This window comes from Streptomyces sp. NPDC001599, from assembly GCF_042893535.1.
Classification (GTDB): Bacteria; Actinomycetota; Actinomycetes; order Streptomycetales; family Streptomycetaceae; genus Streptomyces.
Genome location: NZ_JBIAVA010000001.1, coordinates 322,016 through 333,821 on the forward strand (window position 1 = coordinate 322,016; position 11,806 = coordinate 333,821).

The 11,806-nt window shown below is 71.9% G+C and carries 11 protein-coding genes; 5 read left to right on the forward strand and 6 right to left on the reverse strand.

Annotation, left to right across the window (positions count from 1 at the left end; genetic code table 11):
- The first annotated feature begins 182 nt into the window (after positions 1 to 182).
- Complete coding sequence (locus ACFYZ3_RS01555; RefSeq protein ID WP_388513199.1) at positions 183 to 2,285, forward strand: bifunctional glycosyltransferase 87/phosphatase PAP2 family protein; 2,103 nt, start codon at positions 183 to 185, stop codon at positions 2,283 to 2,285.
- Here the strand turns inward: ACFYZ3_RS01555 and ACFYZ3_RS01560 are convergent.
- The 3 genes from ACFYZ3_RS01560 to ACFYZ3_RS01570 all read right to left on the reverse strand — a co-directional run bounded on the left by ACFYZ3_RS01560 (position 2,239) and on the right by ACFYZ3_RS01570 (position 5,080).
- Complete coding sequence (locus ACFYZ3_RS01560) at positions 2,239 to 3,894, reverse strand: hypothetical protein (RefSeq protein ID WP_388513200.1); 1,656 nt, start codon at positions 3,892 to 3,894, stop codon at positions 2,239 to 2,241. The two genes, ACFYZ3_RS01555 and ACFYZ3_RS01560, sit on opposite strands and share 47 nt — an antisense overlap.
- Positions 3,895 to 3,993: 99 nt before the next feature.
- Positions 3,994 to 4,272 (reverse strand): DUF397 domain-containing protein, encoded by a 279-nt coding sequence (locus tag ACFYZ3_RS01565; RefSeq protein WP_388513201.1) that lies wholly within the window; start codon positions 4,270 to 4,272, stop codon positions 3,994 to 3,996.
- Positions 4,232 to 5,080, reverse strand: a complete 849-nt coding sequence (locus ACFYZ3_RS01570) for a helix-turn-helix domain-containing protein (protein WP_388513204.1) — start codon at positions 5,078 to 5,080, stop codon at positions 4,232 to 4,234. The genes ACFYZ3_RS01565 and ACFYZ3_RS01570 overlap by 41 nt, the downstream gene beginning before the upstream one ends.
- Positions 5,081 to 5,174: 94 nt before the next feature.
- Here ACFYZ3_RS01570 and ACFYZ3_RS01575 point away from each other — a divergent pair, with 94 nt between their 5' ends.
- Complete coding sequence (locus ACFYZ3_RS01575) at positions 5,175 to 5,606, forward strand: ATP-binding protein (protein WP_388513206.1); 432 nt, start codon at positions 5,175 to 5,177, stop codon at positions 5,604 to 5,606.
- On the opposite strand, the gene ACFYZ3_RS01580 is transcribed toward ACFYZ3_RS01575, so the two are convergent.
- Positions 5,603 to 6,433, reverse strand: coding sequence for a helix-turn-helix transcriptional regulator (locus ACFYZ3_RS01580; protein ID WP_388513208.1), 831 nt, complete (start codon positions 6,431 to 6,433; stop codon positions 5,603 to 5,605). The two genes, ACFYZ3_RS01575 and ACFYZ3_RS01580, sit on opposite strands and share 4 nt — an antisense overlap.
- 103 nt (positions 6,434 to 6,536) lie before the next feature.
- On the opposite strand from ACFYZ3_RS01580, the gene ACFYZ3_RS01585 reads away from it, so the two are divergent.
- The gene (locus ACFYZ3_RS01585; protein WP_388513211.1) at positions 6,537 to 8,006 is read left to right on the forward strand and encodes an MFS transporter; all 1,470 of its coding nucleotides are present in this window, start codon (positions 6,537 to 6,539) and stop codon (positions 8,004 to 8,006) included.
- 12 nt (positions 8,007 to 8,018) lie between these two features.
- Here ACFYZ3_RS01585 and ACFYZ3_RS01590 read toward each other — a convergent pair whose 3' ends face one another.
- Positions 8,019 to 8,609: a cysteine hydrolase family protein gene (locus tag ACFYZ3_RS01590; RefSeq protein WP_388513213.1), complete on the reverse strand. Its 591-nt coding sequence runs from the start codon at positions 8,607 to 8,609 to the stop codon at positions 8,019 to 8,021.
- 136 nt (positions 8,610 to 8,745) lie between these two features.
- Between ACFYZ3_RS01590 and ACFYZ3_RS01595 the strand changes: the two genes are divergently transcribed.
- A complete protein-coding gene (locus tag ACFYZ3_RS01595) occupies positions 8,746 to 9,738 on the forward strand; it encodes a GlxA family transcriptional regulator (RefSeq protein WP_388513214.1) in 993 nt (330 codons plus the stop codon).
- Between the two features lie 149 nt (positions 9,739 to 9,887).
- Here the strand turns inward: ACFYZ3_RS01595 and ACFYZ3_RS01600 are convergent, their stop codons facing one another.
- Entirely contained in the window at positions 9,888 to 10,493 is a 606-nt protein-coding gene (locus tag ACFYZ3_RS01600; protein WP_388513217.1) for a lytic polysaccharide monooxygenase, read from the reverse strand.
- A gap of 440 nt (positions 10,494 to 10,933) precedes the next feature.
- On the opposite strand from ACFYZ3_RS01600, the gene ACFYZ3_RS01605 reads away from it, so the two are divergent.
- A complete protein-coding gene (locus ACFYZ3_RS01605; protein ID WP_388513219.1) occupies positions 10,934 to 11,704 on the forward strand; it encodes a calcium-binding protein in 771 nt (256 codons plus the stop codon).
- Positions 11,705 to 11,806: the final 102 nt, after the last annotated feature.

Below are 11,806 nucleotides of genomic sequence, written 5' to 3' on the forward strand. Positions count from 1 at the left end.
CACCCGCGCTCTGTGATCCTTCTCGCTCCCCGGGTCGAGAAGCGGGCGGCTGTCAGGTTGAGTGGGGGTCGCCCGCGTCTTCCTCCGGGGGTGGTGCGAGCCTCATAGGGTTCGCGGGAACGACACACCGCGTCCACGAGCGCGGTGCGTACGGTACGAACGGGGCGGGAGGCCGACGAGGCGTGGCGAATGCGGAGCACAGTGGGCGACCGGCGGAGTCCTTCGGAGCCTCGGCCGCCGACGTGACCAGAGCACGATGGCGCGTCGCACGCCTCGGCCTGTGGCTGATCGCCGCCGTCCTGGCCGTACGACAGGTGGCCGCCGTCCTCGGCACCCCGCGCGGGGAACGCCTGACGGACCTGGAGACCTGGGTCGGCGAGCACGGCGTCCTGCACGTGGAGGGGTCCCTCTACGACTCCACGCAGTTCACCGGGACGCCCTTCGTGGGTCTCGTCCTCAAGCCCTTCACCCGCGCCGCCGAGCAGGCCCTCGGCTGGGGCTGGACCTTCGGCTCGCTGCTGCTGGTCGTCGCGCTCGGCCTGGTCGCCGCCCGCGCCCTGCCCCAGCCGGTCGGACGCCGTACGGCGCTGCTGGCGGCGCCGGTCGCCATCAGCCTGCTGATGCTGTCGCTCCCGGTGCGCAACGCGTTCTGGCTCGGCCAGACCAGCATCATCCCGGTCCTCCTCGTCCTGCTGGGCTGCTTCGCCGTACGCGGGGCCCAGGGCGACCGGGTGGGCGGCGTGCTGATCGGCGTCGCCGCCGCCTTCCAGCCGACCGTCCTGCTCTTCGTCCCGCTGCTGTGGTTCACCGACCGCAGACGCGCCGCCGTGTCGACCGGGATCACCTTCGCCGCCTGCACCGCCGTCGCCTGGGCGGCCATGGCCCAGGACTCCTACACGTACTGGGTGCACCACATGGCGGGCGTCGGCCTGGGCGGCGAGGCCGACGACCTCGCCAACCAGTCGCTGCACGGCGTGCTGCTCCGCCTCGGCCTGAACGGCCCGCTGGAGATCGCCCTCTTCCTCCTGCTCGGCGCCGCCGTCGCCGTCCTCGCCCTGCGCCGCGCCGTGCGCTACGCCCGTGACGGCCAGCTCCTGCTCGCCGTCGCCGTCACCGGCTGCGCGGCCGTGGCCGTCTCCCCGGCCACCTGGCAGCACCAGCTGCTGTGGGTGCTGCCCGCCGTCGTCGGCCGGGTCGGCAAGCGGGCCTCGGACCGGTACGTGTGGCCGGTCGCCGTCGTCCTGGTGATGACGCTGCCCGCGAAGATGATGCTGCCGAACATGTCGGCCCTGTACCCGCTGCGGGACAACGTCGTCCTGCTCGCCGCGCTGGCCGCCGCCGTCGCCGTGCCCTTCCTTTCGCGCACGTCGCCCTACTTCGACAACCCGGTCCCCACGGCCTACGCGCCCCCCGTCCCGACCCGGTTCAAGCACGTCCCGCTGCTGCCGTTCCTGCGCCGGGTCCTCACCCGTCCCAACCTCCTCCTGGAGCTGCTCCTCATCCGGGTCACCTACGCCGCCTACTCCCAGGTCCGCCTCGCGGCGACCGGCGGCAGCAACTCGGCGGGCCGGGCGCGCGCCGAGGAGCACGGCACGCAGATCCTGGACATCGAGCGGTTCCTGCACATTGACATCGAGCACGCGATCAACCACGCGGTGGTGAAGGTCGGCTGGCTGCGGGACTTCTTCGACTTCTACTACACGTCGTTCCACTTCGTCGTCCCGCTGGCCGTCCTCGGCGTCCTGTACTGGCGCCGACCCGTCGACTACCGCTGGGCCCGCGCCTCCCTGGGCTTCGCCACCCTGCTGGCCCTGGTCGGCTTCTGGCTCTACCCGCTGGCCCCGCCGCGGCTGATGCCGGGGCTCGGGATCATCGACACCGTGCACGGCGTGCAGGACTTCTCCAAGCCGGACTACGGCACGCTGACGCACCTCACCAACCAGTACGCGGCGATGCCGTCGCTGCACTTCGGCTGGTCCCTGTGGTGCGGGGTGGCGATCGCGATCATCGCGCCGAGGATGTGGATGAAGGCCCTGGGCCTGCTCCACCCGCTCTTCACCGTCTCGGCGATCGTGGCGACCGGCAACCACTGGGTCCTGGACGCGGTGGGCGGCGCGGCGGTGGTCGCGGCGGGCTTCGGGCTGACGTACTGGTTCCAGGGCCCGCGGGCCAGGACGGTCACGGCGGTGGCGGCGACGGAGGCGGGGACGAAGACGGCCCGGGAGCCCGCGGCGGACGTCAGCAGCGATCCCCCGGCCCCGGCGAAGGACCGTACCGGGAGCTGATCCGGTACTCACCCGGCGCCCCGACGGTCAGCCGGGTGAACTCGCCCTCCTGCTTCAGGCACCCGCCGTCGCTGCGCAGCCACGGCGACCAGGCGACCCGCACGGTCACCGCGCCGGGCCTGTCCACGCGCAGCACCAGGTCGGCGGGGGTGGTCTCCACGACCGTGCCGGGCGCGGAGACGAGCGGTACGGCGTCCCGCACCCGGAAGACCTGCCAGTGCGGGTCCCGCCAGACGGGCTCCAGCCAGTCGGGCCGCAGCTCCGGGTCCCGCACCAGCTCCGCCTCCGCCCTGGCCGGGCCGTCCGGCCTGCCGAGCGGAACGACGACGAAGCCGACCGCCCAGCGGTCCAGCCACGCCCGGTAGGCGGCCGCGGAGAAGGTACCGTCGTAGAAGAGACGGCCGCGTTCCACGTCGAGCTGCCGGTTCCAGCCGCGGGCCAGGTTCACGTGCGGGGCGAGCAGGGTGGCCTCGCGGTGGTTGCGGGCGGGCACCACCTCCACCCGTGTCCGGTCGGCGCCAAGCCCCTCCAGGGCCGCCACGACGCCGTCCGTCTCGGCGGCCCAGGCCGGCACGACGGTGGACACCTTCAGATCGTCGACGGTCTTCTTCCCCACCCAGCCCGCGGAGTAGACGAGCGAGACGGCCAGCAGCCCCGGCAGCAGCCGCCGCGACCGGGCCGCGGTGAGCGCCGGAGGGGCGGTGAGCAGCGCGGCCAGCAGCACGGCGGGCGCGAACAGCTCCGCGAACCGCTCGACGTTCGTGCCGACCGGCGAGGCGATCAGATACGTCAGGACGGTCCCGAGCGCGTAAACGGCCCCGCTCCACCGGGCGACCCGCCAGGTACGCGGGGCCAGCACGGTGACGGCGAGGCCGAGCACGACCGGCGGCCAGATGCGGTCCGCCGGCATGGGCTGCTCCCCGGTGAAGGGGAAGAACAGCGTCGTCAGCCCGACGACGGCCGCCGGGGGTATGAGCAGCACCAGGGCCCGCCGCCAGTCCCGCACCAGCAGGAACGCGGCCCCCACGACGGCCAGGAACAGCCCGGCCACCGGCGAGGCCGCCGTCGCCAGCGCCGCGTACCCGGCGGCGAGCCACAGCCGCCGCTCCCGCACCAGCGGCACGCAGGCCGCCAGCGCGAGGGCGACACCGAGCGCGAAGGTGGTCCGGCCCGAGGCGACGTCGCACCACAGCGCGAGGGAGGCGAGCAGCGCGGGCCACACCGGCCGGCGCACCCCGCCCCGCACCATCAGCACGGCCGCCAGCCAGGAGGCGGCGAGACCGGACACGACCGTGACCGTGCGCACGCCGAGCGCCGCCATCAAGTACGGGGATATGACGCTGTAGTTGGCGGTGTGCATCCCGCCGTACCAGAACAGCCCGTACGCCGAACCCCCGTGCCGCGACGCGAAGTCCGCCCACGCCTCCTGCGCGGCGAGGTCACCGCCGCCCGTGGCGAGAAACGCCCACCACACCACGTACAGCGGAATGGTGGGCAACGTGGCGAGCAGCGGCACGCGATACCGGCGCCCGAAGTCGCGCAGGGCGTCGCCCGGACGTCTGTCCTGACCCCGTTCGGACCGGGGGGCGGTGAGTTCGGCAGGGGCCACGGTCGGGGGGTTCCGTTCGGCGTCGTCGGGGGTGCCCGGCGTGGACACACGTGCGAAGACGATAATTCGAACGGAAACGTTGGCCCGGACCGGGCCTGATTACTCGGCCGTGGCGGCCCAGCCGACGAAGGTGGTGAAGGTGGCGGGGGTCAGGGTGAGGACCGGGCCCGCCGGGGTCTTGGAGTCGCGGACGGCGACGGTGGCGTGGAGGGTCACTTCGGCGACCTCGACGCAGTTGCCGCCTTGGTCGCCGCTGTACGACGACTTGCGCCAGGCCAGCCGACCGACCGGCGCGCACTCCACGCACTGGCCGCCCTGGTCGCCGCTGTAGCTGGACTTACGCCACTGGATCCCCGTCAGAGTCGCGTTGCTCTCCATAGCGTTCCTCCATCAAGCGCCGGATCAGCTCCGCCGAGTCTCTGAGGGAGAGTGCGGATGCCTGGAGATGATCGTATCGGAGTGAGCAGTCCTTGACGGTGTTCGGGTTGGCGGTCGGATGCCCGCTGCCGTACCCCTCGGTGTAGATGATGGGCGGGTCTCCCGCGAAACGGTAGACGTCGAACGAGCCTTGGAGGCCGGCGTGCGCGCCCGCCGCGTAGGGCAGGATCTGGACGTTGATCCGTGGGTTGGCTTCGAGGGTCAACAGGTGGGCCAGTTGCTCACGCATGGTCTCCCGGCCGCCCATTTCCTGGCGCAGCGCGCACTCGCTGAGCACGGCCCAGAAGACCGGTGGTTCGTCCTTCTCGAAGATCTTCTGGCGCGCGATCCGGACCGATGTCCGGTCGTCGAGGTTGCTTTGGTCCAGCACTCCGAGGACGGCACGGGCGTAGGCCTCGGTCTGGAGGAGCCCGTGGACCATGTGCGTGTCGAAGGAGTAGATCTCAGTGGCCCGCACCTCCAACTCGGCCACCTGTTGGAACCAGGCCGGAACCTGGCTGCGCATCACCAGGTCGACCAGCCGGGACAGTAGCCCGCCCGTGCCCAGCGCCGCGTCGACGCGTTCACTGAACTCAGGCGTCGGAACCTTCCGGGCCGTCTCGATCTGGCCCACCAGCGAGCCGGTGTAGTTGACGATGTCGCCGAGTTGCCGCTGGGTGAGCCCGGCCGCCTCGCGATGGCGGCGCAGCTCGAAGCCGTAGTAGTCGAGCGGTGACGCGCCCGGGTCGAGGACGTTGATGTGGGTCATGCGCAGAGCCCCCTCTCGCACAACTCGGTCCACGGCGGGACCGGTTGTATCCGTTCGGTAGCCCACGGTAGTCGTGCGACGTCAGGCTCGTGCCGTGAACGAATACTTTCCCTCGGTCCTCCTGGGCCACTGCGCGAACCAGTACCGGATGAGCTTCACGGCCGGTGCGCACTCGGCGCGGCACGTCCGGCGCATCGTCCGCTCGTACCTGCGCGAGTGGGACCTCGCCGAGCTGACCGACGCGGTCGAACTCGGCGTGACCGAGCTGCTGGCGAACGTCGTGCGTCATGTCCCGGACCGGCGCTGCACGCTGCTGTTGCGGCGGCAGGCGGGCGGTGCCCGGGTGGAGGTGGCGGACGGGAGTCCCCGGCAGCCCGTACCGTCCGCCTGGGTGAGCGACGACGCGGAGTGCGGCCGGGGGCTGGTGCTGCTGGACGCGGTGGTCGACAAGTGGGGCGTGGGGCCGGGGCCCGGGGGTGGCAAGACGGTGTGGTTCGAGTGCGGGGTCGGCTCCGCGCCCGACTAGAGCATCCGGGCCAGGCGCCGGGCGGTGGACTCGTCGGCCGGCGTCATCACCGTCATCCGGTGTCCGGTGTCCGGGACATGGGTGGAGACGAAGTTCAGCTGGAGCCGCCCGACGAGGGGGCTGTCGAGGCGCTTCGTCTCGTACTGCCGGGGCAGTACGTCGTGCCGGGCCCACAGCTGGGCGAACTCCTCCGACCGCTCCCGGAGGTCGTCGACGATGCCGGCGGCGGCAGCGGCCCCCAGCTCGGTGCCGATCTCGGTGCGCATCCTCGCGACCATCCGGGCGGCGACCAGGTCGCCGTTGACGTAGCGGCTGCGCCAGTCGGGGTCGGTGAAGAACTGCACCGCGCAGTTGCGCTCACCGGGCGGGATGAGGTCCATGTCGGTGAAGAGGAACCGGTAGGCACGGTTGTAGGCCACCACGTCGAAGAGCGGCGTCTGCAGGCACGCGGGGAACGGGTCGAGCTTGTCCAGGACGGGTTGGAACGCGGCGGGGAGCCCCGGGTCGTCCTCGGCGGGCCCGTCCTTCGGCGTACTCGATCCGGCGAGCCGGTGCAGGTGCCGTTGCTCGACCTCGTCGAGGTGCAGGACGCGGGCGACCGCCCGGAGGACCTGGGTGCTGACGTTGATCGGCCGGCCCTGTTCGAGCCAGGTGTACCAGGTGACGCCGACCGCGGCGAGGACGGCGACCTCCTCACGCCGCAGACCGGGCGTCCGCCTTCGCCCGGTGGACGGCAGGCCCGCCTGCTGCGGGGTCACGCGCTCGCGGCGGCTCCGGAGGAAGTCGCCGAGTTCACGCCGGATCGCGGCGGACCTGGACGCTGTCATGTCATCAGCCTCCCCTACGGAGAACCTGGCATCCAGGTGCTGGTCAGTACCCCCATAAAGGGGCTCCTGGTGCCAGGATAAGCAGCCCTTCATGGTCGAGGTCATGACGACATCTTCCGCACCGAAGAACGACCGTGCCGCGCCACCGCCCGCGCAGGCTCCCGCGCAACCGCCGGCTCCCGGGCTGGGGACGGGGCGGCTCCTGACGACACTGTCGGCGCTGCTGCTGTCGGTGGTCAGCTTCTCGGCCGCGGGCATCGCCGTACCCGACATCGGAGCGTCCCTGGGGGCCACCGCCGCCGAGCAGTCCCTGGTGGTGTCGGTGTACGCGCTGGGGTTCGCCGTCCCGATGGTCCTGGGCGGCAGGCTCGGCGACCTGTACGGGCGACGCCTGCTCTTCCTGACCGGCATGGCCGGCTTCACCCTGTTCTCCCTGGGCGCGATGCTCGCCCCGAACATCACCGTGCTGATCGTCGCGCGAGCCCTCACCGGGATCTCCGCGGCGGCCATGGTCCCTCAGGTGCTGGCGACGATCACGGCGTCGACCCAGGGGGCCGAACGGGCTCGTGCCGTGGCGCTGTTCGGCGCGACCGCGGGCGGGGCCACCGCGATCGGTCAGGTCCTCGGCGGCGTGCTGCTGTCCGCCCCGCTGCCCGGTGCCTCCTGGCGCGCGGTCTTCGCGATGAGCGTGGTCATGGGCGTGACGGCGTTCGGCGCGGCGCTGCGCCGGCTGCCCGACACCCGGGCGCCCGGCCACCGGTCACTCGACCTGGCCGGGACCGCCCTGCTCGGGCTCGCCCTGCTGGCGCTCATGCTGCCGGTCTCCCAGGGGAGCGCCCTGGGCTGGCCGGTCTGGTGCTGGGCGTTGCTGGGGGCGGCGCCGGTGCTCTTCGCGGCATTCTGGCGGTGGCAGCTGCGGCTGCACCGCGGCGACGGCGTGCCGCTCGTACCGCCGCCGCTGTTCCGGCTCGGGTCGTACCGGATCGGACTGGTGATGGCGCTGCTGCTCCAGTCGGCGTTCGGCGCGTTCACGTTCCTCTACGCGGTCTCCACGCAGACGGGGCTCGGCTGGTCGCCCATGCACGCGGCCCTCGTGCTGCTGCCGTTCTCCCTGTGCTTCCTCACCGTGTCGATCTGGTCGGGGAAGCTCGCGCCCCGCTTCGGGTTCCGCAGGCTCCTGGTCGTCGGCGGAATCATTCAGGCCGCGCTCCTGAGCGGCACGGCCGGGTCCGTGTTCGTCCAGGGGGCCGGCCTGGACTCGTGGACGTTCGGCGCTCTGCTCGTCGGGGTCGGGGTAGGACAGGCCTTCATGTTCGGGCCGCTCGTCGGTGCGATGATCGCGGAGGTCCCGTCGACCATGGCGGGAGCGGCGTCCGGCACGCTGCAGACCACCCAGCAAGCCGCGATGGGCCTCGGCGTCGCCGTCGCCGGCGGCCTGCTGGGCGCGGCCCTGTCCGGCTCCACCGTCCCGGCAGGTGAGGCATACACGACCGCGCTGGCGATCTGCATGCTCGTCCAGGCGGCTTTCGCCCTCGTCTTCGCCCTGTGCGCGCTTGTCCTGCCCCGGCGCTGAAAGGGGCCCTGGCTAGGTCAGGGACTCCTGCGACGGTACGACGACCCCGTACATGTCGGCGACGGTGGCGAGGGCGCTGTAGTGCACCTGGCGGGCGTCGAGTTCGGTGTCCGCGACCGGGAGGGCGCGGGTGGCGCAGGCGTCGGCGACGACCGTGGGGCGGTTGCCGCGCAGGAAGGCGCCCTGGGCGGTGAAGGCCACGCACATGTGGGTCATGAAGCCGATGACGACGAGGTCGTTGTTGCCCGCCGCGTCGACGTGCTCGCCGAGGTCGGTGCCGAAGAAGGAGTCCGGCGCCTTCTTGGTGACGACGGGCTCGCCGTCGACCGGTGCGACGCTCGGGTGGATCTGCCCGATCTCGGCCCCGAGGTCGTACGGGCTGCCCTCGCCGCCGTCGTGGACGACGTGGACGACCTTGGCGCCCTCCCGGCGGGCACGGGCCAGCAGTCGGGCGCCCGCGTCCAGCGCGGCCTGCCAGCCTTCGAGTTCCATCACGCCGGTCGTGTAGGTGTTCTGGTAGTCGACGAGGACCAGCGTGGAGTCGGCGAGCTTGGCGGGGGTGTCGTCGAGTCCGCTGAGACGGCGCAGCGTGGTTCTGGGCATGGGGGCTCCGTGGTGTCGGTCGGGATGGTGCGGGGCTGATTGGCCTCTGCCCACGACGCTACGACCGATGACGGGATGTCGGCAATGTCGTCTAACCTGCATATACCGACATGGCCGCGTGACTGCTGGAGGCACCGTGAACTCCGTCGGACGACTGATCGTCGTCGTGCTCTTCGAGGGCGTCGACCTGCTCGACGTGACCGGGCCGCCGGAGGTGTTCTCCCTCGCGCGGCGCGAGACGGAGGACGCGGCGGGCTACGAGGTGGTCCTCGCCGCCGGGGCCATGGCCCCGGTCACCACCGCCGCCGGTGTCCGCGTCCTGCCCGACACCACCTTCGACGACCTGTCCGCGCGGCGCATCGACACCCTGATCGTGCCCGGCGCGGTCGAGATCGACGGCCGACGCCGGGTGCGGGCGGTCACCGACCCCGCAGTGGTCGAATGGGTTCGACGCCTCGCGGCACGGACCCGGCGGGTCACGTCCGTCTGCGTCGGGGCGCACGTGCTGGCCGCCGCCGGACTGCTCGACGGCAAGCGCGCCACCACGCACTGGTCGACCGCGCGGCAGCTCGCCGACGAGCATCCGGCGGTCGAGGTCGACGCCGACCCGATCTTCATCCGCGAGGGCGACGTGTGGACCGGGGCGGGCATCAGCTCCTGCCTCGACCTCTCCCTGGCCCTCGTCGCCGACGATCTCGGCGAGGCGGTGGCGCTGCGGGTGGCCCGGCAGCTCGTGATGTACCTGAAGAGGCCGAGCGGGCAGAGCCAGTTCAGCGTGCCGCTGGAGCAGGTCTCCACGACCCGGCGCGTCGAGGACCTCCGGCACCACATCATGCGCAACATCGCCGCACCGCTCACCGTCACCGACCTCGCGGCCCACGCCCACGTCAGCGACCGGCAGCTCACCCGCATCTTCAAGACCGAACTCGGCACGACGCCGTACGCGTACGTCGAGTCGGCGCGCGTGGAAGTGGCGCGCCAGCAGCTCGAGTCCACGGACGCGACCCTGGAACGCGTCGCCTCCGCCTGCGGCTTCGGGACGGTGGACACCCTGGTCAGGGCCTTCCGCCGCAGACTCGACACGACCCCGACCGAGTACCGGCGCCGGTTCCGGACCCTCCCCGCCTGAGGTGGGATCCCGGCACGGAACGCCGAGCGCGGGGAGCCCCGTCGGGGCAGGTGGCCGAGGGGTCCCCTGCCCCGACGGGGCTCGATCCGCCGGACGGGCGGCTCACCGGCGTCCGGCGAAGGCCGGTGCCGTGCGCGGCGCTCCTCGGCTCAGCCGAAGTTCACGTCGCTGCACCACATGTACGCCTGGTCGAGGTGCGAGGCCTGCCAGATCACGAACAGCACGTGGTGTCCGGTGTACCCGGAGGTCTGGACGGGGAACGTGATGTTCTGTGCCGGAGCGAAGCGGCCGGTCTGCGTGATGAAGTCGAGGTTGCCCCAGCCCAGGGTCTGGGTCTTGGGGTCGAAGCCCTGCTTGCTCACGTAGACCTTGAAGTAGTCGGCACCATGGGACGCCTGGTCGTACAGCTGCACCGAGAAGTTGCTGCCGACGTCGGTGGTCTTCCACTGGCCGGGCTTGTTCAGACTGGCGTTCCTCGCGAGGTTGTTGCTGCAGAGCGTCCCGTCGGGGGTCTTCGCCTGGAACTGGCCACCGAGGCCGTCGCGGAGGGCGCTCATCCAGTTCCACATGGTGTCGGCGTTGGCCTGGAAGGCCTGCCAGCACATGGGGTCCTGGGTCTGCATGGCCGGGTTCGTGTGGTTGCTGCCCCACGTCTGCCAGCACTGGTACGCGCGGGTGGCGGGAGAGACGATGGTGCCGTGGGCCTGGGCGGGGGTGGACCAGGCCAGTGCGCCGACGACCACGGCGAACAGCATGGCGAGCGCCTGGAGGGGCCGGCGCAGGGCCGACCGCGAACGCCCGGTTAACGGACTCGTTGCGTGCATGTGGGGGGAACTCCTTCCAGAGACAAGGCTGTTATGGGAGCGCTCCCAAAGTGACGACTCCTCAATGAAATGTCAATGAAACAGACAAACTTGATCACGGGAGTGGGTCGCGGTCGGGGAATCCGCCCTGGTGCGGGTGTCGGCGCCCCTCCCGTACTCGGGCACCGGCCCCTCCCGCGGCGACTGCGGAAGCACGCCTCGCCGTCGAGTCCCACCCGTCGCATCCGGAGGGGCGACGGCCTACCATGACGCCGCGTCAGTTCACGGTCCCGCGCATCCGGGCCGGCAGAGGAGACCGCCGTCACGGCCGAGTCCCCGCCAGCACCACGCAAGCCGTTCGGTCAACCGTCACTCCATCGAGATGAGGTTCCATGAACCGAAACCGAACCGCCGTCGGCGCGTTCGTCGTGGCCCTGTGCACCGCCGGCCTCGCCCTCGGCCCGGCGAGTGCCGCGAGCGCCGGCGAGGCGAAGTCCCGCGTCGGAGCCGACTGGGAGACCCAGTCGATCGTCTTCACGGCCGCCGCGGGCCACACCAACGACCTCAACGTCTTCTTCATGTACACCAGCGACGGCATCCAGCGGATCGGCTTCCGCGACGTGGTACCGCTCCAACCGGGCGACCACTGCGCGTACTCCTCGGCCGAGGACACCACCGCCGTCGTCTGCGAACTGCCCGCCGACGCCCCCCGTCCCGACCGGATCGACATCCACCTCGGCGACGGCGACGACACGGTCGCCGCCTTCACCCCCGGGGTCGGCACCGTCAGCGGCGGCTCGGGCGACGACGAACTGCACGCCCACACGGCACGCACCGTGCTGGGCGGCGACGGGAACGACATGGTCATGGGGCCCGCCGTGCTGCACGGCGGCGACGGCGTGGACCACCTCATGGGAGACGACGAGAACCAGCGGATGTGGGGTGGCGCGGGCGACGACATGATCGAGGGCTACGGCGGCGACGACACCGTGTACGCCGGCTCCGGCGACGACCATGCCATGGGCGGGGACGGCCGCGACGTCGTCCTCGGCGGCCCCGGCGACGACATGCTGCACGGCGAGGGCGGCGACGACCTCGTCGGTGGCGGCCTCGGAAAGGACACCGTCGACGGCGGACCGGGCCGCGACATCGTCCTCCCGTAGGCGCACCCGGCGCACCGTCCTCCCGTGCGCGCGCCACCCCGTACGAAGGCCCCGCCCCGTGGCGCGACCGGCGTCGCGGGCGCGGTCGGCGTGGTGGCACCG